The organism is Streptomyces sp. NPDC001858, from assembly GCF_053594615.1.
In genome coordinates, this window is record NZ_JBSFEV010000006.1 from 237,742 (window position 1) to 259,064 (window position 21,323).

Sequence of the window (21,323 nt, forward strand, 5' to 3'; positions counted from 1 at the left end):
ACGCCTGGGGGCGCCCCGACCGGAACCGGGACGCCCCCAGGTCCTGGCCTTCCCAGGCTCCGACTCGGCCGCGAACGAAAGAAACAACAGATGCACCTGCCCCCGCCCGACACCGCCCGCAGCCCCCGTACCGGCTACACCCGCGCCCACTGGGAGACGACCGCCGACGCCCTGCTCGCCGCGGTGGAGCCGTACGCCACTGAGGATTACGCTCTCTACCACTTTCCTGGCAGCAAAGAGAGCTGGTCGGGACGCCTCTCCGACGGTCTGGAGGGATACGCCCGCACACTGTTGCTGGCCGCCTTCCGCCGCGACGAGACGGCGCTGGAGCGTTACGGAAACGGTCTTGCGGCCGGCGTCTCCGGCGTCTGGCCCCGCATCGAGGACCGCGGTCAACCCCTCGTCGAGGCCGCGTCGATCGCCCTCGCCCTGCGACTGACCCGTCCGCTGCTCTGGGACCGCCTCGACGACGGTGTGCGACAGCGCGCGGCGGACTGGCTCGGCGACGCGCTGACCGCCGAACCCTGGCCCTGCAACTGGGAGCTCTTCCCGGTCACGGTAGGCGGTTTCCTGGAATCGATCGGCCACCAGCCGGAGGCCTCCCACGAGGCGATCGACCGCGGCCTGGAGCGCATCGAGCAGTGGTACGTCGGCGACGGCTGGTACACCGACGGTGCCGGCCGCGCCTTCGACTACTACAACGGCTGGGCGATGCACCTCTACCCGGTTCTGCACGCCTGGCTGGCCGACGACCCCGACCTGCTCACCCGCTACGGCGGCCGACTCGAAGCGCATCTCGCCGACTACGCCCGTCTGTTCGGCGGCGACGGAGCCCCCATGCACCAGGGCCGCTCCCTCACCTACCGCTTCGCCACCACCGCACCCCTGTGGCTGGGCGCCCTGACCGGCCACACCCCACTGGCCCCCGGCGAGACCCGCCGCCTGGCCTCGGGCGCGTTGAAGTACTTTCTGGAACGGGACGCGGTCGACGAACGAGGCCTGCTGACCCTCGGCTGGCACGGCCCTGACGAGTCGGTCCTGCAGGGATACTCGGGACCGGCCTCCCCCTACTGGGCGAGCAAGGGTTTCCTCGGCCTGCTGCTTCCGCCGGAACACGAGGTGTGGACGGCGCAGGAGGAGCCCGGACCCGTGGAACGGAAGAATGCGGTTACACCGGTTTCCGCTCCCAACTGGCTGCTGCAGTCGACGAGCTCCGACGGTCTGGTGCGCCTGCACAACCACGGCAGTGAGGACGTCCGCTACGACCCCTACTACACGCGGTTCGCGTACTCCACGGTGACGCGGCCGCTGGACTCGCCCCCGGACAACGCCGTCCTGGTCGACGGCGACCCGCACCGCGAGGGCATCGTGCCCCTCGGGGTGGGGGAGGGCTGGGCGGCCTCCCGATACGTCCTGAACTCCGGCGCCGAGGTCACCAGCCTGGTGGTCGCCGACGGCGCGGTGGAGGTGCGGGCGCATCTGGTGGCCGGCGCGGCGCCCGGGACACAGGTACAGATCACGGGTTGGGCACCGGTGGCGAGCGGGGAGGTGCACGAGCACGTGCGCGGGCCCGGGGACGGCGATCTGCGGGTCGACCTGGTGCCGGTGCACGGGCTGACGGGAACCTCTCCGCTGTCGGGTGCGCTCGGGGACGGCCCCGCCACGCTCCTTGTCGCGCTCGCTCGTCTCACGGCCGAGCCGGACCCCCTGCCCCTCGCGGAACTGGTCTCCGTGGAGGTACAGAGGGTGGCGTCCGACAACACTCGCGGCGCTTACGACCTCAGCGTCCGCTGGCGGACGGGGGCGGAGTCCCACTTCCGCTTCACGGCTTCAGACGAGCGATCCGCAACGTGGTCGTGGTCGGTGAAGCCCCGGTGAGCGCCTTCGCATAGGTCGGCGTCACCGGGGCGTACGCCCAGGTCAGCGTCCCGTCCTTGAGGACCGCGATGTCGCCGGTGACACGGGTGCTCACCACGGTGTCCGCGCTCTGGAACTTTCCGTTCCAGTCGACGAGACGCAGGTGGGTGCCCGTGAAGGTGCCGGTGCACGTCCCGCTCGCGCACTTCGCGCTCTTCAGGGACTCCCAGGAGACGAGCAGACGGTCCTTGCCGTAGGGCGCGACGTGGACGTTGACGTTCTCCGTCCCGGCGGCGCTGGTGAGATACACCGCTTTACCGGGACCGGAGTTGCGGTTCTTCATGAAGGCGAGCGCGACCTGATGAGTGCTCGTCTTCGGCTTCACCGTCCAGCCGCGGCCGCTGGCGTCGTCCGGGTTCTTCTTTGCCGACGCGGCGCCGCGGGAGGCGAAAGCGGTTACGTAACGGCCGGTGGACGACTTTACGAGGTCACCGGTGCGGCCGGGGAACGTACCGCCGCAGTATCCGGCCCAGCACTGCTCGCGCTGCACCACGGGAGCCGTGTCCGGGGCCCCGATCCCCGTCGACACGAACAGCCCCGAGCGCCAGTCGTCGAAGCAGACGGAGGTGAAGGCGCCGGAGGTCTCGGCATGCAGGGCGATGCCCTCGTTGTGGCTGCAACCCCAGCTCCAACCACCACTGAGCTTTGCTCCCTTCGCGCTGACGTACGCCATCTTGTCGCCGTAGTGGCCGTCGGCGAAGCCGCCGGCTCCGTGCACGACGAAGTAGGCGCCGTACTTCGTGCCGTTCCAGGTGAGCTGTCCGTCGAGCAGCGGGGCGGTGTCATGGGAAGCGGTACCGGTGAGTTTCGTGCGGAACGTCTGCTTGGCACCGGTGTACCGGACGATCGCGGCCGCCGTCTCCTTCCACTTGTTCGTGTCGGTGACGCGGGTGAGCAGCGCGAAGCCGTCGTTGTGCGCGACGAGGCCGCCCACCTCCTTGGCGCCCTTGACGATTGTGTCGGCACCCGAACGCTTCCCGGCTGCGGTCAGCGGGGTGACGTGGACACCGTCCGCCGCGGGCCAGGCGACGCGGAGCGTGCCGTTCGGGGCCACCGCGGTGGTCGTCCGCGTCCACTCCCGCGTGTTGTTGTAACCAGCCGACAGATAGGGAAACTTGGCGGCGAGTGTGACGGCGGTCGTGGTGGGGGTGAGCTTCGGGGAGGTCGTCGCCGCCCCGGCGGTGGCCCACCACGCGCCGGCGAGCAACCCGGCGGCCGCGAGCGCTCCGATCGCGGGCTTGCGGGCCGCGCGGATACGGCGATGGCGCGTCGTGCGTCGTGCAGATGTCATGGCCTGTGGTTGCCGCGGGGCAGCGGAAGGTTGCCGTTCCGCAGGGATGCTCGTGAAACCGACGTGACGGACGTGGCCGGGGAGGCGAGGTTGGGGACCTGGCCAGCCCGTTTCGGCCCGGTGGACGCCTAGAGCGGACTGCGCCGCGGACCAATGGACAGGGATTCTGCGTTGCCGTGCGTAACCGGTGTCTACAAGAATCCAGTCATGACTTCTGCTATCCGGCACGTGACGATCAAGTGCTCCGACGCCTACTCCCTGGGCAGCTTCTGGTCCGAGGTGCTCGGCCAGCCTCTTCATGAGGACGACAACCCGGGAGACGAGGAAGCGCTGATCGAGGGCGCGGGTCTGCTCTTCGTCACCGTCCCGGACGCCAAGAGTCAGAAGAGCCGCATCCATTTCGACCTTCAGCCCCAGGACCACACCCGCGAGGCGGAGATCGAGCGTCTGCTGGCCCTCGGCGCCACCTTCGTCGACGACCAGCGCAGGCCTGACGGCACGGGGTGGGCGGTCCTCGCCGACCCGGAGGGGAACGAGTTCTGCGTGGAGCGCAGCGCGGGAGAACGGGCCGCCGGCTGAGGCAGCGGTGGCGGGACGGGTCCGCGGCGGATCGGGCGACTTCGCCGGATACCGGTCGACAGAAACCGGTCGACAGCAACTGGTCTGCGCAGGTCGGCGTGGGTCTGCGGAGACCGTTCGGCGGCGGCCGAAGCGATGCGCCTCTAGCGTGCGCTGTATGCGCGTACGCAGTGCGACTCCGAACCCGTTCGCAGGCCTCCATCACGCCGGCACTCCGCTGCTCCTGCCCAATGCCTGGGATCACGCTTCGGCGGTGGCGATGGCAGGCCAGGGTTTCCAGGCCATCGGCACGACGAGTCTCGCTGTGGCGGCGGCTGCAGGACTGCCGGACGGAGCCTCGGCGACGCGGGACGAGACTCTCAGGCTCGCGTTGGTCCTGGGTTCGCAGCCTTTTCTGCTGTCTGTCGATGCTGAAAGCGGTTTCAGCGAGGATCCGGACGAGGTCGGGGAGTTCGCGCGTCACCTTGCGGCGGTGGGCGCGGTCGGTATCAATCTGGAGGACGGCCTGGGTGCGGTCGACCGGCACGCTGCGAAGATCGCGGCCGTGAAATCGGCCGCGCCCGGCCTGTTCGTCAACGCGCGCACGGATACCTACTGGCTCGGTGAGCACGACGAAACCGAAACGCTTTCCCGGCTCGACGCCTACCAGCAGGCGGGCGCAGACGGAGTGTTCGTTCCCGGCCTGACCATGGCGCGCGAGATCGCCGCGCTCGTCGCACGACTCGACGTGCCGCTCAACATCCTCTACTCGCCGACCGGACCGACGATTGCTCACCTCGCCGACCTGGGTGTAAGCCGTATCAGCCTGGGCTCGTTTCTGTACCGGCGGGCGCTGGGGGCGGCCCTCGATGCGGTGGACGAGATCCGCGCCGGGCGTCAACCGGCTGGTCGTACACCGACGTACGAAGCCGTGGAGAGACTCGGTGCAGATGTTGCCGTCACCCGCCATCTCTGGGAAGCCTGACAGGCCGTCAGGTACCGGTTTCGTGCTCCCGCGGCCAGTGGGTGAGAGCCATGTGCAGAGCGTCGATCGCCTTGTCCCAAGAGTGCTGAACGTCCCGGGGTGCACCGAAGCCGCCGCCTGCCTCCAGCAGGCAGTACCCGTGAAAGGTGCTGCGCAGCAGGCGGACGGCGTCGGTGAGGTCTGGCTCGTCGAGACCGTAGCCGCGGAGCATCCCGTAGGTGATGTCTGCGGTTCGGCGTAGGGCGGCGGAGTCGGCCGCGAGTTCCCGGTCCAGTTCCGGATCGATTCGGATCTGTGTGGCGGCGTACCGGCCCGGGTACCGCAGGGCGTAATCGCGATAGGCCCCCGCGAAGGCGACCAGCGCGTCCTTGCCCGCGAGTCCGACGACGGCGGCGGCGATCCGGTCGATCATCTCGCCGCCGACGAGCAGCGCGAGCCTGGTCCGCAGCTCGCGGAGGTTCCTGACATGTGAGTAGAGGCTCGCGTCCTTGACTCCGAACCGTCGGGCCAGTGCCGAGATGCTGACCTTGTCGAAACCGACTTCATCGGCCAGCTCAGCGGCGGCTTCGACGAGGCGGTCGGTGGTGAGGCCGACTCGTGGCATGAGGGACCGCCTTGTGCGCTCGGACCTGGAAGTAACACGCAGGATCCTAAGGGCTCCGCAGGTCGGAGGCCGGACGGCTGGTGGGCTTCGCCGGAGAAACCGGGCAGGGTGCCTGGATCGCCGTGTCACGCTCCTGTCGACGTGATCGTCCGCTGATGCACGCCGATGTGTTCGGCCGGCCAGTTCCACCGGGACGCCGTGTCCTGCGTCGCGAGGGTGACGGCGGTGAGCGCGACGCCGGTCCTGGCGCTCCGCTCCGGAGGCAGTTCGCTGCCATGCCATGACGCGTTCAGCATGATCAGGGGCGTCGACGAGCTGCGCCGAGCGGTTTCGGACCTGGTTCCGCACCGGTGCCGCCCACTCGGACGGAGGAGTCCGACCCCGATTGGACGCCGATTCGGCCCCAGATCGGCACCGAACCGACCTCGATACGACTCCGGATCCGACCCGAGTCCGAGTTCACGCGTTCGGGTTGATGCCGTTCGACAGCCCGGTGTACGCGGGCTTCGCCGAGTAGCTCTCGTTGTACGGCAGGGCCGCACCGTAGCCGCTGAACGTGCCCGGCACCCACGAGTACTTGTCGCTGACGCCCCACAGCGTGACGCCGGCACAGCGCGGCACGCCGAGGCAGTTCTCACTCGCCGTCTTGTAGTCGGTGGACTGCTGGGCGAGTTCGGCGGCCGAGGCGGGCAGCGGGATGCGGATGTCCAGCTCTGTGATGGACACCTCCAGGCCGAGGTCGGAGAACCGCTTCAGGTTCGCCTTCATCGATGCCGGAAGTTTGCCCACCTCGAAGTGCGACTGGAAACCGATGCCGTGCAGGGGGACGCCCTGGGCGAGGAGTTGTTTCGTAAGCGTGTACAGGGCGTCGCTCTTGGCGTTGTCGGCCTCGATGTTGTAGTCGTTGATATAGAGCTTCGCGGCCGGGTCTGCGGCGTGCGCCCAGCGCAGCGCGTTGGCGATGTAAGCGGTTCCGAGCTTGTCCTGCCAGAGTGAACTGCGCATCGACCCGTCTTCGTTGAACGCCTCGTTCACGACATCCCAGGCGTACACCTTGCCCTTGTAGCGACCCATCTCGGTGTCGATGTGGCTCTTGAGGATGGTGTTCAGCTCAGCTGCGGAAAAGTTTCCGTTCTTCAGCCAGGACGGCAACTGCGCGTACCAGACCAGCGTGTGACCGCGTACGCCCTGGTTGTGGGCTGCCGCATGGGCCACCAGCCGATCCGCGGCGGCCCAGTTGAAGCTGCCCCGGCTCGGTTCGACGGCGTCCCACTTCATCGCGTTCTCCGCCGTGACCGAGTTGAACTCCCGGTCCAGGACGGATGCGTACGACGCGTCGGAGGTCAGCGGGGCGTCGCCGACCGCCGCGCCGATCTTCACGCCGCGACCGTCGGCGTATCCGCGCAAGGTGGTGGCGGCCGAGGCCTCCGGCGTGAGATGCGGCAGCGCTACGGTCGCCGTCGCGATGAGCGCGCCCGCGACGGCGAGCGGCAGGGGGCGCAGAGCGCGACGCCGGTGACGGGGGCTTCCCGGTGCGTGGGGCACGGCTGCTCCTCGAGAGGTGGGGGATGCGGACGCTTCACCTGTGTGTCGCCGCCGACGAACGTAAGGTTGCCGGGGACTTGAGAGGCGCCGAGTACAGGAGAGGGGCCCGGGCGGGTGGCGTACAAGGCGCGGGGCAGTCGATTCCGACGGCCACGGGACATCGCCTCGGAAACCGGTCTCCCGCTCTGGCGGCAGCGGGACTTCAGGATCTTCTGGGTCGCGCAGACCCTGTCCTTCCTCGGGGACTCCTTCGCCCTGATCGCTCTCCCCCTGCTCGTCCTTCAGGTCACCGGCTCGCTCGCCCGCATGGGCCTGCTCACGGCGGTCGGCGGGGCGGCCTCGGTCGTGGCGGCGGTGTTCGCCGGCGCGGTCGTGGACCGGGTCGACCGGCGCCGACTTCTCATCGCCTGTGACCTCGTCCGTATGGCGCTGTACGGGCTGATCCCGCTGGTGTGGATGTTCGGGCCCCGGATCTGGCTGTTATACACCGTGCTGCCGCTGTGCGAGGCCGTCGGCATGCTGTTCGCGGTCGGTTACGTAACCGTTGTCCGTGGCCTGGTCGGCACCGGGCAGCTGACCGAGGCCAATGGACGGCTCAACGCGACCGCCGCTGCGGCAGGCGTGCTCGGCCCGGTGTGTGCCGGTGCGCTGGCCGCCTGGACCGGTCCGGCCGCCGCCGTCGGCGTGGACGCGGCCAGCTTCGGAGTGTCGGCGGCGTGTCTCGCTGTCGTACGGATCCGTGGACGGCCGCCGGACGACAGGTCCAAGGAACGGCAGATTGGACGCTCTGCGGAGCGTGAGCGTTCTGCAGAGCGCAATGTTTCTGCCCAACGACCTGGTGAGCGGGCCGGACTGTGGCAGGACCTGCGGGACGGGATGGTGTTTCTGTACAGCCATCCCGTGCTGCGTGCGCTGACGGCGTTGCTCTTCGTCTTCAGTTTCCTCACGCTCGGCCTGAACGACCTCGTCATCTATCACCTCAAACACGACCTCGGCCATGACGACGGCACGGTCGGATCCGTCATGGCTGCCGGTGCGCTGGGCACGATCGTCGGCTCCCTGCTCGTGGCGCGGGTGCACCGCAGGTACGGCTTCGGGCCGACCTGGACGGCTGCGGTCGCGGTGAGCGGGCTTGCCGTCGCGGGACTCGGGTGGGCGCGGGACGTTCCCGTCGTCGGGGCCCTCTGCGCCCTCTTCCTGGCCGGTGCCGCTGTGGCGGGCACCTGTTCCATGTCCTTGCGTCAGGAGGTGACCCCGGAGCCGCTGCTGGGCCGGGTCACCTCGGCCTTCTGGACCCTCCAGTACGCGGCGGCTCCGGTCGGCGCGGCCGTCCTGACCTGGGCGGCGGAACGGCACGGCACCGCGCCGGTGGCGGCGCTGGCCGGCGGGGCCTGTGTGCTGATCGCGGTCGTCGCGCTGGCGACACCGGTACGGAGAGCCGGGCGGGGGTGATGTCGGAACGCGGCAGCGGGGCTCGGCAGCCGACGCCCGCCCGTCAAGCGGTCTGCGCTGTGCGCAGGCGACGTACGTCACGGATGAGCGCACAGGAAGCGACCAGGAAGAGCACACCTCCAGCCGCGATCCAGAGAGCTGACGCCCCGGACCTGTACTCACGAACGGCGCCGACGAGCAGCATTATGGTGGTAAGGACGCCGAAGGCCGAGATTGCCGTGTTGATGCGATGGGTCACGTGGACATCATCGACGACAGCCCCGGCCGACGGAAGTGATCCGAACGAAGCCGTCTGCGGCCGGGGCCATGAGTCGTCCCCCGTTACGCGTCCGGCACGGGCGTCATCCGTTCACCCCCGTGTAGTGCCCGAGGCTCCATCGCCACAGCAGCCGTGAGCCGAGGTATGCCAGCAGGCCCAGCAGCGGCGAGGCCGCGGCCAGCCAGTAGGGGACGCCGGTGTCGTCGCCGTGGCCCGTGAGGACGGCGGCCGGGAAGTACGCGACGAACGCGAGGGGGAGGCCGTAGGTCAGGAGGCCGCTCACCGCCTTGGGGAGCACGTTGAGCGGATAGCTGCCGAACGTGCCGAGGAGTTCCTCCAGCCAGCGGCTCCAGTAGTCGGCGGCCGGGAAACGCAGCGCTGCGGAGGCGACCGCCGTGAACAGGGCCGCCTCGAGGAGCATGCCCCCGAGCACGGCGGCGACCAGGTAAGCGGTTCGCCCCGCTGTCCAGTCGAGGTGGCTGCGGCTGAGCGCGCCCACCATCAGACCCACCGCGACCGTGAGATCGCCGATGGCGTTCGTGGGAAACATGCGCAACTGGACCTGGAGATGCACGGACATGGGCCGCACCAGGCAGACGTCGATCTGGCCTTCCTGAATGAAGTAACCGATTCCATGCACCCGTCCCAGGAAGAGGACGAACAGACCATGGGCGAGCATCCGGGTCGCCGGGATGAGCAGCACGTCCGAGCTGTCCCAGCCGCCCATTCCGCTGAAACGAGTCAGCAGCACCGTTGCGAACACGATCACCGAGACCTGCCAGACCGCACCGATCGCGACCATCATCAGAAACTCGGATCGGTACTCCAGCTGGGCGCGGAAGTTGAGACGCGTGATCCGCCATGCGAGGCGTATGGCCTTCAAGGGCGTCAGCCTCCTTGTGAGATGACCTGCCGGGCGGCGAGCCGCCACACCAGCCGGGTGAACAGGGCCAGCGCCGCCACCCAGGCGGCCTGTATCAGCAGCGCGGGACCGGCGTCCGACAGCGGGATGCGGCCCACATAGAGCGAAAGCGGCACGCTCAGCGTGGCCTGGAAGGGCAGGAAGCTGCTGAGCGTGATGAACCAGTCCGGGAAGAACCACAGCGGTGCGTACACCCCGGACAGCAGGTTCTGCGCGAAGATCAGGATCAGCATGGCGGCGTTGTTGCGCAGGGTGAAGAAACACAGCTGGTCGATGGCCAGCATCACGTAGTACAGGACCCACTGACCGAGCAGCAGGCTCAGCGCGAACACCCCCGCCGCAGCGGCCGATTCGGGTGGTTCCACCACCCCGGCGGCGAGGCAGACGACGTATCCGCCCAACGCCCAGGCCAATCCGTACAGTTGCTCGCCGAGAGCGCGCAGGGCGTAGTAGCGCTGGGGCGAGAGGGGGCGTAGGTACCAGTAGACGATGGTCCCGAAGTGCATGTGCTGGATCACGGTGTCCCGGCCCGTGTACTGGTCCAACTCCCTCAGCCGGGACGCCAGTACGGCCAGCACGGCGTAGGTGACGGCCTGGTCGCGGGTCATTCCCGCGGTGGTTTCGGTGTGGGCGTACAGGCCGTGCCACAGGGACGCCACCAGCACCACCTGGACGGCCAGCCGCAGCAGGGCGGCGGTCATCCGGGGCGGTGTGTACAGCTCGCCGAGCGGGGTGACACGGGCGGCCCGCCAGGCGCGCAGGACGGCCATCAGGCGTCCCCGGCCTGTACGTACGCGGCCCGCATGACGTCCTCCAACTCGGCCTCGTCCAGGGCTATGTCGGTGATCTCGTACCGTTCGACGACCGACTTCAGCGCCTGATGCACCGTCGGCGCGCCGGATCCGTCCGGCCCGAAGACCACCCGTGATCCTTCGTGCCGCAGCACCGTGATTCCCGGCAGCGCCACGACCTCGGCGTGCGGGTCGGCGAGCGTGGCCCGCACCTGCCAGGTGGAGCCGAACTTGCGGCGGATCTCGTCGAGGGTGCCGTCCAGGACCAGTCGGCCGTGGTTGATCAGCACCACGCGCTCGGCGAGCCGCTCGACCTCCGTCATGTCGTGCGTGGTCAACAGGACGGTGCGACCACGCTGTTCGACCTGGTGGCGCAGGAACTCGCGGACCTGCTCCTTGACCACCACGTCCATTCCGATCGTCGGCTCGTCGAGGAAGACGACGGGCGGGTCGTGCAGCAGCGCCGCGGCGAGGTCGCAGCGCACGCGCTGGCCGAGGGAGAGATGGCGCACGCGGGTGTCCCAGAAGGAGGAGAGGTCGAGAAGGTCGTCGAACTCCCGTAGCCGGGTGGCATGTTCTGCCTTCGGCACCTCGTAGATGTCCCGCAGTATCGCGAACGACTCGCGCACCGGAAGGTCCCACCACAACTGGGTGCGCTGCCCGAACACGGCGCCGATGTTCCGGGCGTTGCGCTCCCTTTCCCGGTACGGCACCACGCCCGCGACGCGTGCCTCGCCGGAGGTGGGGGTGAGGATGCCGGTGAGCATCTTGATGGTGGTGGACTTGCCTGCGCCGTTCGGACCCAGCAGGGCGAGGAGTTCGCCTCTGGCCACGTCGAAGGAGATGTCGCGGACGGCGTGCTTGGCGACCCGCTCCGGGTTGACCAGGGAGCGCAGGCCTCCGACGAGGCCGGGTCGGCGGACGGTGGTGTGGAAGGTGCGGGACAGGCCGCGCACTTCGATGCTGCCGATCACTCGTTCAACCTCCAGTGAAGCGCGGCCGGCCGGCTGGGGGCCGGTCGGCCGCGGGAGACGTTGTCACCGTGTCGGAATGTCGATCACATGGTTAATCGATTAATCGGTCCCGGCCGCTCGACCGGCGTCGATCGGGCACCCCGATCGGGCACCCCGATCGGGCGATGCCGATCGGGCGATGTCGATCGGGCGGCCGGTCACTCGGTTGCCGTGAACACGAACGAGAACTCGGCGGGCGCGGCGTTCAGGAAGTACTGCGGCAGCGGGCCGGGGCCACAGGACTGGGAGCCGAGGCCGTGCTGACCGTGATCGAGGTTGACCCACACGGTCTCGCCCGGGACCAGGTCGGTGCGGTGCCGGGCGGCGTCCAACTGCTCGGTCGTCCAGCGCCGTGCGGTGAACCAGAACTCGGGGTCGCCCTCGACGCGCAGCCCGCCGAGCTCGGCCCAGCGGACGTCGGCACGGGCGCCGTTCTCCTGCGGACGGACGTACGGCGTCTGCATACCGTCGACCGTCGACTGCCAGCGGCCGACCGTGGACGATGTCCTGCTGTCCGGATACGCCTCTCCGGGGCCGCCGCCGAACCACGCCACCCGGTCGGCCTCGGACAGCCCGAAGCGGACGCCCAGGCGGGGGAGCGGCACCGTCCAGTCGCCCTCGGGGGTCACCGAGACGGTGAGTCGTACACGGTTTCCGTCCGACGTCCACCGGTACGCCGTCGACAGTCCGATCTCCCAGGCGGCCGGCGCCACCCGGGTCCGTATCGTCAGCGCGTCCTCTTCGGCCTCGACGGCGTCCAGCCGGTGCCGCATCCGGTGCAGGCCCAGCTTGCGCCACAGGACGCCGTACCGGACGTCCGACTGCCAGGCCGCGCCGTCGTCGTTGTCGGTCGGCGCCCGCCAGACGTCCAGGCGCAGCCCGGTCACCGCCACCGAACCGATGCTCCGCAGCTCGCCCGTGCGGGCGTCGAAGGAGGCCGGGCCCAGGGTGATGAGCCGCTCACCGACGACGGGCCCGACGGCTGCCCCGAACGGCGACGACACCCGGGAGCTGACGGGCACTTGACCCCACGCCACCAGATGTCCGGCGGGTGCCCAACCGGTGTCCTCGGCCAGCACGGCCTGGATCGTCCACCCCGTCTCCGCGCCGGCCGGGGTGTCGGCCGGCGGCTCCGGGAGCTTCACGTCGGCCGACTCGCCCGCCGCGAGGGCCGGCACCGCGAGGCTGCCCGACTCGACGGTCACGCCGTTCACCTGGAACGCCCAGGTGAAGGCCAGCGCCGACAGGTCGGCGAAGTCCTGCTTGTTGGTGACGCGGACCGTGCCGTCGGCGGAGCCGTCGAGGGCGACCGGTTCGATCACCTTCTTGAACTCGACCAGGCCGGGGGAGGGGGTGCGATCGGGGAAGACCAGGCCGTCGCAGACGAAGTTTCCGTCGTGCAGTTCCTCGCCGAAGTCGCCGCCGTAGGCGTAACCCAGCTCCCGGTGCTTGATGCCGTGGTCGATCCACTCCCAGACGAACGCACCCTGGAGACGGTCGTGCGCCTCGAAGATCCGCTGGTAGTCGGCCAGTCCGCCGGGCCCGTTGCCCATCGCGTGGGCGTACTCGCAGAGGATGAACGGCAGTTCGCGCCGACGGAGCGCGCCGCCGTCCAGCCCCTGGCCGATTCGCTCGACCTCGTCGTGGGAGGCGTACATGCGAGAATAGACGTCTGCATTACGGCAGTTGATGTCCCCCTCGTAGTGCACGAGGCGGGAGGCGTCGCGGCCGTGGATCCATTCGGCCATCGCGGTCAGACCGCGCCCGGTGCCGGCCTCGTTGCCGAGGGACCAGATGACGACCGACGGGTGGTTCTTGTCCCGTTCGACCATACGGGCGGCGCGGTCGAGGAGCGCGGGGGTCCAGCGCTCGTCGTCGACGGGGTTGTCCCGCCAGTCCTGCTCGACGAATCCGTGGGTCTCCACGTCGCACTCGTCGATCACCCACAGCCCGTACTCGTCGCACAGGTCGAGGAAGGCCGGGTGGGGCGGATAGTGCGAGGTGCGGACGGCGTTGATGTTGTGCCGCTTCATCAGCAGCACATCCTCGCGCATCGTTTCCAGGTCGAGGGCGCGGCCCGCCTCCGGGTGCCACTCGTGGCGGTTGACGCCCTTGAAGAGGATCGGCCGGCCGTTGACCTTGATCAGGCCGTCCGCCAGCTCGACGGTACGGAAACCGATGCGCAGGGGCACTCGCTCGCCCTCCGTCACCAGCTCACCGTCGTACAGGGTGGGCGTCTCCGCCGTCCACGGCTGAACCGGTACCGCAACCGTTTCCCCGGTCGCGACATCGATGTCGAGAGCCGGCACGGTCACCCGGCCGTCGACGTCGGAGTCGACGCGCAGGGCGCCCTCGCCCGTGACATGGTCGTAGGAGGCGTGCACGAAGAAGTCGCCCACGCTGCCCGCCGGGCGGTGCAGCAGCGTGACGTCACGGAAGATGCCCGGCAGCCACCACTGGTCCTGGTCCTCCAGATACGAGCCGGCCGACCACTGGTGGACACGGACCGCCAGCACGTTTCCGCTCGGCTTGAGGAGATGCCCGACCGCGAACTCGTGCTGCAGCCGTGACCCCTTGAACTCGCCGAGGTCCGTGCCGTTCAGCCAGACCCGCGCGCAGGACTCCACACCGTCGAAACGGAGAACGAAACCGCCTTCGGAAACGCCCTCGGAGCTGCCTTCAGAGCCGCCGGTGGAAACGCTTCCGGAAACCCCTTCGGAAACGTCGGGCCACCCCGCGGGCAGGTCGAAGACCCTCAGGTGGTCGCCGGTCGGGTTCTCGGTCGGCACCCGGGGCGGGTCGACCGGGAACGGGTAGAGGTGATTGGTGTAGATCGGCGAGCCGAAAACGCCGTCGCCCTGCAGGACCCAGTGCCCCGGGACCGTCACCTCCGCCCAGGCGCCGGCGTCGTACCCCTCCTCCGCGAACGAGTCGTCCTCGGCGTCGGCAGTCGCCGACACCCGCAGTCGCCAGCTTCCGTTGAGAGAGAGGGACTTCGCGTCCGACGACGCGTACCAGGCCCGGGGCGCAAGGGCCCCGCGGCCCGGCGAGACGTCCGTTACGTAACCGATGGATCCGGGTTCCCCCGCCCGAGGGGATCCGAGAGCGGGGGAGGTGGTGCGGAAAGACATCTGTCTCCTAGTTCAGCCCTTGATGCCGGTCTGCGCGATCCCCTGCACCAGCCAGCGCTGAAGGAAGAGGAACACGAGCAACAGGGGCAGGATGGAAATGGCCGTGGCCATGAAGATCAGGTGGTAGTTGACGGTCTGGTTGGTCATGTACGAAGACAGTGCGACCTGCACTGTCCACGCGCTGGGGTCCTGGCCGATGACCAGCGGCCAGAGGAAGGAGTTCCAGCCGTTGATGAACGTGATCGTGGCGATCGCCGCGAAGAAGTTCAGCGAGTTCGGCACGACGACCCGCCAGTAGGCGCCCCAGTAACCGAGTCCGTCCACGCGTGCCGCCTCCTCCAACTCCTTGGGGAACCCCAAGAAGTACTGCCGGAACAGGAAGCAGGTGAAACCACTGAAGAGGCCCGGGATGATCAGACCGCGGTAGGAGTCGATCCAGCCGAGGGACGACACCAGCACGAAGCCGGGCACGAACGTGACCGCCGTCGGGACCATCAGGGTGAACAGGACGGCGTAGAAGACCTTGTTGGCGTGCCGGAACGGGATGCGCGCCAGGCCGTAGCCGGCCAGCGAGCACACCAGCAGGACGCCGACGGTGTGCAGGACGCCGACGATCAGCGAGTTGACCATCGACTGGCCGAAGTCGACCGTCGGGTCGTCGAAGGGCTCGGTGATGTTGCCCCACTGGATGTCCGTGGGGAAGAGCTTCCACTCCTCTCCGGTGATCTCGGGGTCCGTGGAGAAGGCGTTGCGCAGCAGGACGTAGAACGGGACGAGGAAGAGGAGGGCGGCGATGCCGACCGCGATGTACAGGCCGACGGAGCTCATCACTCCACCGCGCCGGCTGCTGCGGGGCGTGCGCGACTGCCGTGGTGCGGCGTCCTTCGCCTTGGCGACGGTGGTGGTCACTTGGACTCGTCACCCCTTCCGAATCCCATGATCTTGCCCTGGAACAGGGTGATGACGACGATCAGCAGGGTCAGGATCACCGCGCCCGCACTACCCGCGCCGTAGTCCTGGTTGTCGCCGAGAGCGGTGTAGTAGAGCTCGACGAGCGGTGGCCGTCCCCAGGTGGTCTTCGACAGCAGGTTGAAGAACTCGTCGAAGGCCTGATAGGCGGCGATCAGCAGCAGCAGGATGACGGCCGTCGAGGTCGCCCGCAGTTGCGGGAGCGTGATGTACCAGAAGGTCTGCCAGCCGGGCTTGGCGCCGTCGATCGAGGCCGCCTCGTACAGCTCGTCCGGGATGTTCTGCAGCGCGGCCAGGAAGAGAATCATGTAGAAACCGGACTGCAGCCACAGCCTCGCGCTGACGATGACCAGCCAGTACCACGGCGGGTCGGGGTTGGCGAGCCAGGCGATGTTGTCGACGCCGAACCAGCCGATCACGGTGTTCGCCAGACCGAAGCGGACGCCATTGAAGATCGACATCTTCCAGATGAGGGAAGCGGCTACGTAACTGCACGCCGTCGGGAGGAAGAAGACCGACCGGAAGAACGCCCGCATGAACCGCAGCCGGTTCACCATCAGCGCCAGCCCCAGCGACAGTGCCCAGGTGGTGGGCACGATGATCGCGGCGAAAACGGTGAACGTGACCAGAGCGCCGGTGAAGTTCTCGTTCTCCAGCATGAACCGGTAGTTGTCGAACCCGACGAACGTACTGGGCGTGACGGTGAAGCGGGCCTCGAAGAAGCTGAGCCAGACGCTCCAGCCGATCGGGACATAGACGAAGATCAGGAGGCCGATGAGGAACGGCCCGGTGAAGAGCCAGAAGTTGAACGTGGGGCTGCCCCGCAGCCCCCGCCGCGGCCTGGCCTTGGAGGCCTTGACCGGGGCGGGGCGCTCGAGGTCGAGCTTGGTGGTCGTCGACATGTCGAGGTCCGTCCGCCGGCCTATCCGAACAGCTTCTTGAGCTCGGTGTCGACCACCTTGTCGCACTTGTCGAGCGCGGCCTCCGGGTCACCGTCCTTGCGTACGGTGTCGGCGAAGACGTCCTCCGTCGCCTTGATCATGGCCTGGGTCCAGCCGATCTTGTCGAAGTGTCCGTAGTCGGTGAAGAGCTTGACGCCCTCGGCCGGCAGGCCGGACTTGAGCTTCTCGGCGGACGCGGCGATCGACGTGCGCGGCGGGACGTGGAAACCGTAGGAGAGGGACCAGTCCTCCTGGTACTCCTTCTGGTCGATCCACAGCCACTTCACGTATTCCTTGGCCTCGTCGACCTTGTCGCTCTTGGCGTTGACGAACATCGACCAACCGCCGTTGTAGACGGACGGCTTGCCCGCGTCGCCGACCTTCGGGAAGGCGAAGATGCCGAGGTCGTCGCCGAGCGCCTTCTGCATGGCGGGCATCGCCCACATGCCGCAGAACTGGATGGCGGTGAGGCCCTGGACGAGCGCGGACGGGTCCCAGTAGTCGGCCGGGGCGTCGAGGAGCAGGTTGCCGCTGGTGAACAGCTTGCGCATCTGCTTGAGGCCGCCGACGACGCCGTCCGTGTGGTAGGCGGGCTTGTTGTTGTCGTCGAGCGTGTCGGCGCCGGCGGCCCAGATCATCGGACGGATCACCGCTTGCAGCGTGTTTCCGAGGTAGACGCCCTTGACCTTGTCCGTGGTGAGCTTGGCGGCGGCCTCGATGAGCTCGTCGAGGGTCTGCGGCGGCTGCACGCCCGCCTTCTCCAGCAACGACTTGCGGTAGAAGAAGAACTGCGGGTCGTCGATCATCCGGATGCCGTAGATCTTGCCGTCCACCGTGTGCGACTGGATGTCGGCCTGGTTGAAGTCGTCCTTGACCGGCTCGATGATGTCCGTCAGATCCGCCACCTGGCCGCTCTTGACGAGCTGGATCTGCGGGTGGAACTCGAACAGGTCGGGCGCGTTGTCGGTGAGCAGTGACGCGAACAGCTTGCTCTCGAAGTTCGAGCCGGTGATCCACTGGGTGGTGACGCTCGCGTCCTTGTAGGCCTTTGCGTACCGCTTGATGGCCTGCTCGGTGCCCGCCTCGCCGTAGGCGTGGAAGTACTGGACGAGGTTATTGCCCGAACCGCCGCTGCTTCTCCCGTTGTTGCCGCCGCATGCGGCGAGGGTGCCGGCTGCGGCCATGCCCGCGGCGGCGCGGAAGAGGGATCGGCGGGACCAGTTGTTGTTGCTCAGTGCCGACATGGTGACGTCCTTGTCTCGAGTACGGCTGCGGCTCAAGCACTTCAGCGCCGGGTGGCTCAAATGACGCTGCGGAGCGGGACGTTAACCTTCGGCTAAGGCTTCGGCAAGGGGTTGGACGAAGTCTGTTCGAAGCGTTGTGATCGGTTCGGGATCACGAACGGACGGGGCGACGGCATGGGCGTGGGCCGGTGGTGGACGGGCCTACGCCGCTGCGCTGAAGGGCCGAAGCCGACGGGCTGAAGGGGGGTGAGGGCCGCCGGTGTCAGGTCCGGCGGCCCTCGGTCCAAGGGGTCAACCCTGGACGGCTATGGCCTGGCCTGGGCCTTTTCGGCCTCGGCGGCACGGTTGTGGTGGGGGATCGATTTCGAGCCGCGGACGGTGGAACCCGGCGCGGCGTCGGAGGACGCGTGGCCGGTGGTGGCGTGCGAGCGCATGCGCGTCACGGCGCCGACGATCCGGCCATCGACGTTCAGCCGTCGGTACTGAGCGGGTTCATCGGTGGCGTCACCGGTGGTCCCACCGGCGATGTTACCGGCGGTGTTACCGGTGGATCCGGTCGTCGTGGGGCGACGTGAACTCCCCGCGGTGGAACACCCGTTGGCGACGATCGCGTAAACGGTTACGACGGCCACGGAGGTTAAGCCGGTCACGTCGGCTGCGGTGCCTGAGGTGCCTGAGGTGCCTGAGGTGCCTGAGGTGTCTGCGGTGCCCGTGCGGGCGGATCTGTCGTGTAAGTCGGTGCGCGTCAAAACTGCCTCCCTTCCGGGTGTCGTGCGGGCGGTGCGGCTCGCCGGGTCATGAGGGCGGTGCGGTACGGCTCCTCACGCGCGCGGGGATGCTGCGTTTCGCGTTTCTCTGCCCGACGGACTGCAGCGCCCCTTCGAGCGCGAACGTCGCCGCACCCAGACAGGCGGGGTCGGTCGGGATCGCGGAGAGGACGATGCGATTGGCGGCGAGCGGCCGTTTCAGCGCATGCCGGGCGACGGCCTCGCGCACCTCGTCGAGGAGGGGTTCGCCGAGCCGGGCCGCGACCCAGCTGCTCAGGACGACCACCTCGGGGTTGAGCACGTTGACCAGGTTGGCGATGCCGGCGCCGAGGTAACGGGCCGTGTCCCGTACCACTTTGACGGCCACGGGATCCTCGGCGGCGACCCCGGCGGCCAGGGCGTCGATCGTGGCCGTCTGGTCCTCGGGGTGCAACAACGGGCTCCGCGGGCTGAGTTCACGCAGGTTCTGCATGATGCCGGGCGCCCCGACGTACGTCTCCACGCAGCCGTGGTTGCCGCAGCGGCACAGCCGGCCGTCGAGCACGAGCGTGGTGTGCCCCCACTCGCCGGCGCTGTTGCTGACCCCCCGGTGCAGTCCACCGCCCAGCACCAGCCCGGCGCCGACGCCGGTCCCGAGGTTGACCACCACGGCGTCCCCGTGCCCGCGCGCCGCCCCGAACCACAGCTCGGCGACCGCGCCGGCGCGCAGCGGATTGTCCAAGTACAGCGGATACGCGATGTGTTCGGAGAGCAGGTCGAGCAACGGCACATCGTGCCAGTCCCAGTTGGGCGCGTACTCGGAGATGCCCGTGGCCCGGTCCACCTGCCCCGGCACGCTCACCCCGACGCCCAGCACTCGGGCGGCCTCGACCCCGGCCTGCGCGACCACCGAACCGGCGGCCGCGGCGACATGGGCGACCACCTGCTCCGGACGGCTCTCGCCGGGCCGCATGTTCTCCTCGGCGCGCGCCAGCACGTTCAGCGCGAGATCGAACAGCTCGACATGGACGTATGTTTCCGCGATGTCCACGCCGATCAACGCGCCCCCCGACGCGTTGACGGCCACGAGGCCCCGGGGGCGGCCACCCGCCGAGTCCTCGAACCCGACCTCGGTGATCATGCGGAGGTCGAGCAGCTCACCGACGAGGGTCGCGACCGTGGCGAGCGAGAGACCGGTCGCCGCCGCCAGCTCCTGCCGGGAGGTGGGCGAGGCGGCGATGATCTGACGCAGCACCTCGTAGCGGTTCGCGGTGCGGATGTCGCGTGATGTGCCGCGCTTCATGGAGCGTGCCCCCTCATCCCTTCCGTCCCTTCCGTGCCGGGCGGGCCCGCTCTGCGACGGCACCGGCGCCGCGTCAGGTTATGGGGTGCCACACGGTTCGACAAGGGGTTAGGAAAGGGGCTTTATAAAGTCGGGGAAAAGTCGGGCCGAAGTGGAGGGAAACCGGCCCGAAGTCAGCCCTCCAGGACATCCCGCACGAAGGCGTTGGTGAACTTCCCGGCGGGATCCAGCACCCGCGCCAGGGCCGTGAAATCGTCGATCCGGGGATATCGCGCCCGCACCGCACCGGCCGGCATCTCGAAGACCTTGCCCCAGTGCGGCCTCGGTTCGAACGGCTCCAGCGCGGCCTCCACCGCCCGTACGGCCGGCAATACGGCGGTCGTGTCCTCGACCCAGGTGAAGTGGAGCGCCACGGTGTCCCGCCCGTAGGAGGGGCTCAGCCACTGCTCGTCGGCCGCCACGGTCCGCACTTCGCAGATCTGCAGTACACGGGAGACCGTCTGCCGGATACCGTCGATTGCATACAATGCCTCGGTGGCATGCCGACGCGGCAGCAGGTACTCGCTCTGCAGTTCGTCCCCGCTGCTCGGGGTGAACTCGGCCCGGAAGTGCGGCAGGCGCTCGTGCCATGGTCCCGGCACTCCGAACTGCGCGGTGCAGTTGACCGCAGGCATCCCCGGCACCGGATGCAGGGCCTCCACGGCGGGCGTGGCCCACGGGAAGTCGGCGAGGGGCTCGTCCGTGCGCCGCTTCAGCCACACCTGCCGAAAGCCCGGCGCACCCCAGTTGGTGAACAGGCTGACGCTGTACGCCGCCGCGGCCACGGTCTCGAAGTCCAGCCCGTCCAGCGGCAGTTCGGTGAACACATGCTGCTCGACCTCGTAGCCGGGCTCCAGGTCGAGGACGAGCGCGGTGACGACGCCGAGGGCGCCCAGCGAGGTGACAGCCCCGCCGAACCGCCGGTCGCCGCGCCCGATCACGACGGTGGAGCCGTCGGCGGTCACGATCTCCACCTCCCGCACGGCGGAGGCGAGCGGGCCGTTCCCGACCCCCGACCCGTGTGTGCCGGTCGCCACCGACCCGGCGACCGAGATGTGCGGCAGGGAGGCCATGTTCGGCAGCGCCAACCCGTGCTCGTGCACCCGGCGCGCCAGCTCCGCGTACCGGATCCCGCCGCCGACCCGCGCGGTCCGGGCCGCGGTGTCGACCTCGACGCCGACGTCACCGCTGAGGGCGTCGAGCGACACCAGTACCCCGTCGCCGCCCGGCTCGGCGATCTCGTTGAACGAGTGGCCGCTGCCCAGCACCCGCACCCGACCGCTTTCGGCCACCAGCGAGCGGAGCGCGTCGAGAGAGCGGGGGCGGTGCAGCTCCTTGGCGGCGAAGGTGATGTTGCCGGCCCAGTTGGAAACGGTTTCGGTCATACGGCCGATCTTTCCCGACGAATCGGAAACGGGGAAGTCGCCGCCGGAATCCGTGAAACCGCGCGAAACCGATGCGCGCTGCTGTGTCAGACGTCGTCTTTCGGCGGCCGCTTTCGGCGGCCGCGATCAGGGTGCTCGGTTGGTGGCGCGACACCCCTGAGGTGTTTTCTGTGCATGTGTGCATATGTGCAGCACGTGTGGCAGCCCCCATATGCGCAGCAATCCCTA

Annotated in this window: 18 protein-coding genes; 4 read left to right on the forward strand and 14 right to left on the reverse strand. The window is 68.8% G+C overall.

Translation table 11 applies throughout. The features are described from left to right. The first annotated feature begins 90 nt into the window (after positions 1-90). On the forward strand, positions 91-1,878 hold the full coding sequence (locus ACWCPF_RS11420; RefSeq protein ID WP_451044758.1) for a DUF2264 domain-containing protein: 1,788 nt from the start codon (positions 91-93) through the stop codon (positions 1,876-1,878). Here ACWCPF_RS11420 and ACWCPF_RS11425 read toward each other — a convergent pair. Continuing rightward, a complete protein-coding gene (locus tag ACWCPF_RS11425) occupies positions 1,823-3,208 on the reverse strand; it encodes a hypothetical protein (RefSeq protein ID WP_451044759.1) in 1,386 nt (461 codons plus the stop codon). The two genes, ACWCPF_RS11420 and ACWCPF_RS11425, sit on opposite strands and share 56 nt — an antisense overlap. Before the next feature lie 207 nt (positions 3,209-3,415). Here ACWCPF_RS11425 and ACWCPF_RS11430 point away from each other — a divergent pair, with 207 nt between their 5' ends. Together ACWCPF_RS11430 and ACWCPF_RS11435 are read left to right on the forward strand one after the other, a co-directional pair. Continuing rightward, a complete protein-coding gene (locus ACWCPF_RS11430; RefSeq protein ID WP_451044760.1) occupies positions 3,416-3,787 on the forward strand; it encodes a VOC family protein in 372 nt (123 codons plus the stop codon). 157 nt (positions 3,788-3,944) lie between these two features. Continuing rightward, positions 3,945-4,751 (forward strand): isocitrate lyase/PEP mutase family protein, encoded by an 807-nt coding sequence (locus ACWCPF_RS11435; protein WP_451044761.1) that lies wholly within the window; start codon positions 3,945-3,947, stop codon positions 4,749-4,751. A 7-nt stretch (positions 4,752-4,758) separates the two neighbouring features. On the opposite strand, the gene ACWCPF_RS11440 is transcribed toward ACWCPF_RS11435, so the two are convergent. From ACWCPF_RS11440 to ACWCPF_RS11450, 3 genes are all read right to left on the reverse strand, one after another. Beyond that, positions 4,759-5,355 (reverse strand): TetR/AcrR family transcriptional regulator, encoded by a 597-nt coding sequence (locus tag ACWCPF_RS11440; protein ID WP_451044762.1) that lies wholly within the window; start codon positions 5,353-5,355, stop codon positions 4,759-4,761. 125 nt (positions 5,356-5,480) lie between these two features. After that, complete coding sequence (locus ACWCPF_RS11445) at positions 5,481-5,651, reverse strand: hypothetical protein (RefSeq protein ID WP_451044763.1); 171 nt, start codon at positions 5,649-5,651, stop codon at positions 5,481-5,483. 163 nt (positions 5,652-5,814) lie between these two features. After that, a complete protein-coding gene (locus ACWCPF_RS11450) occupies positions 5,815-6,900 on the reverse strand; it encodes an endo-1,4-beta-xylanase (protein WP_451044764.1) in 1,086 nt (361 codons plus the stop codon). 159 nt (positions 6,901-7,059) lie between these two features. Between ACWCPF_RS11450 and ACWCPF_RS11455 the strand changes: the two genes are divergently transcribed. Continuing rightward, on the forward strand, positions 7,060-8,352 hold the full coding sequence (locus ACWCPF_RS11455; protein ID WP_451044879.1) for an MFS transporter: 1,293 nt from the start codon (positions 7,060-7,062) through the stop codon (positions 8,350-8,352). 341 nt (positions 8,353-8,693) lie between these two features. Here the strand turns inward: ACWCPF_RS11455 and ACWCPF_RS11460 are convergent, their stop codons facing one another. The 10 genes from ACWCPF_RS11460 to ACWCPF_RS11505 all read right to left on the reverse strand — a co-directional run bounded on the left by ACWCPF_RS11460 (position 8,694) and on the right by ACWCPF_RS11505 (position 21,095). Then, positions 8,694-9,494 carry an ABC transporter permease gene (locus ACWCPF_RS11460; RefSeq protein ID WP_451044765.1) on the reverse strand — a complete coding sequence of 267 codons (801 nt, stop codon included), beginning with the start codon at positions 9,492-9,494 and terminating at the stop codon, positions 8,694-8,696. 5 nt (positions 9,495-9,499) lie between these two features. After that, positions 9,500-10,303, reverse strand: a complete 804-nt coding sequence (locus ACWCPF_RS11465; protein WP_451044766.1) for an ABC transporter permease — start codon at positions 10,301-10,303, stop codon at positions 9,500-9,502. Further along, positions 10,303-11,298, reverse strand: coding sequence for an ABC transporter ATP-binding protein (locus ACWCPF_RS11470; RefSeq protein WP_451044767.1), 996 nt, complete (start codon positions 11,296-11,298; stop codon positions 10,303-10,305). Before ACWCPF_RS11470 ends, ACWCPF_RS11465 begins: the two co-directional genes overlap by 1 nt. A 197-nt stretch (positions 11,299-11,495) precedes the next feature. Further along, positions 11,496-14,468, reverse strand: a complete 2,973-nt coding sequence (locus ACWCPF_RS11475) for a glycoside hydrolase family 2 TIM barrel-domain containing protein (RefSeq protein WP_451044768.1) — start codon at positions 14,466-14,468, stop codon at positions 11,496-11,498. Positions 14,469-14,480: 12 nt separating this feature from the next. Further along, positions 14,481-15,296, reverse strand: coding sequence for a carbohydrate ABC transporter permease (locus tag ACWCPF_RS11480; RefSeq protein ID WP_451044880.1), 816 nt, complete (start codon positions 15,294-15,296; stop codon positions 14,481-14,483). A gap of 77 nt (positions 15,297-15,373) precedes the next feature. Continuing rightward, positions 15,374-16,339, reverse strand: coding sequence for a carbohydrate ABC transporter permease (locus ACWCPF_RS11485; protein WP_451044769.1), 966 nt, complete (start codon positions 16,337-16,339; stop codon positions 15,374-15,376). A 20-nt stretch (positions 16,340-16,359) separates the two neighbouring features. Then, positions 16,360-17,622, reverse strand: a complete 1,263-nt coding sequence (locus ACWCPF_RS11490) for an ABC transporter substrate-binding protein (protein ID WP_451044770.1) — start codon at positions 17,620-17,622, stop codon at positions 16,360-16,362. Between the two features lie 305 nt (positions 17,623-17,927). Beyond that, positions 17,928-18,371 carry a hypothetical protein gene (locus ACWCPF_RS11495; RefSeq protein ID WP_451044771.1) on the reverse strand — a complete coding sequence of 148 codons (444 nt, stop codon included), beginning with the start codon at positions 18,369-18,371 and terminating at the stop codon, positions 17,928-17,930. Between the two features lie 46 nt (positions 18,372-18,417). After that, complete coding sequence (locus ACWCPF_RS11500; RefSeq protein ID WP_451044772.1) at positions 18,418-19,671, reverse strand: ROK family protein; 1,254 nt, start codon at positions 19,669-19,671, stop codon at positions 18,418-18,420. Between the two features lie 173 nt (positions 19,672-19,844). Further along, positions 19,845-21,095 (reverse strand): FAD-binding protein, encoded by a 1,251-nt coding sequence (locus ACWCPF_RS11505; RefSeq protein ID WP_451044773.1) that lies wholly within the window; start codon positions 21,093-21,095, stop codon positions 19,845-19,847. Between the last annotated feature and the right edge of the window lie 228 nt (positions 21,096-21,323).

Coding starts and splice junctions, on each gene's coding strand:
- ACWCPF_RS11420 (WP_451044758.1), top strand. CDS start 91: ATGCACCTGCCCCCGCCCGACACCGCCCGCAGCCCCCGTACCGGCTAC.
- ACWCPF_RS11480 (WP_451044880.1), bottom strand. CDS start 15,296: ATGAGCTCCGTCGGCCTGTACATCGCGGTCGGCATCGCCGCCCTCCTC.
- ACWCPF_RS11425 (WP_451044759.1), bottom strand. CDS start 3,208: ATGACATCTGCACGACGCACGACGCGCCATCGCCGTATCCGCGCGGCC.
- ACWCPF_RS11440 (WP_451044762.1), bottom strand. CDS start 5,355: ATGCCACGAGTCGGCCTCACCACCGACCGCCTCGTCGAAGCCGCCGCT.
- ACWCPF_RS11475 (WP_451044768.1), bottom strand. CDS start 14,468: ATGTCTTTCCGCACCACCTCCCCCGCTCTCGGATCCCCTCGGGCGGGG.
- ACWCPF_RS11430 (WP_451044760.1), top strand. CDS start 3,416: ATGACTTCTGCTATCCGGCACGTGACGATCAAGTGCTCCGACGCCTAC.
- ACWCPF_RS11435 (WP_451044761.1), top strand. CDS start 3,945: ATGCGCGTACGCAGTGCGACTCCGAACCCGTTCGCAGGCCTCCATCAC.
- ACWCPF_RS11505 (WP_451044773.1), bottom strand. CDS start 21,095: ATGACCGAAACCGTTTCCAACTGGGCCGGCAACATCACCTTCGCCGCC.
- ACWCPF_RS11490 (WP_451044770.1), bottom strand. CDS start 17,622: ATGTCGGCACTGAGCAACAACAACTGGTCCCGCCGATCCCTCTTCCGC.
- ACWCPF_RS11485 (WP_451044769.1), bottom strand. CDS start 16,339: ATGTCGACGACCACCAAGCTCGACCTCGAGCGCCCCGCCCCGGTCAAG.
- ACWCPF_RS11445 (WP_451044763.1), bottom strand. CDS start 5,651: ATGCTGAACGCGTCATGGCATGGCAGCGAACTGCCTCCGGAGCGGAGC.
- ACWCPF_RS11500 (WP_451044772.1), bottom strand. CDS start 19,671: ATGAAGCGCGGCACATCACGCGACATCCGCACCGCGAACCGCTACGAG.
- ACWCPF_RS11465 (WP_451044766.1), bottom strand. CDS start 10,303: ATGGCCGTCCTGCGCGCCTGGCGGGCCGCCCGTGTCACCCCGCTCGGC.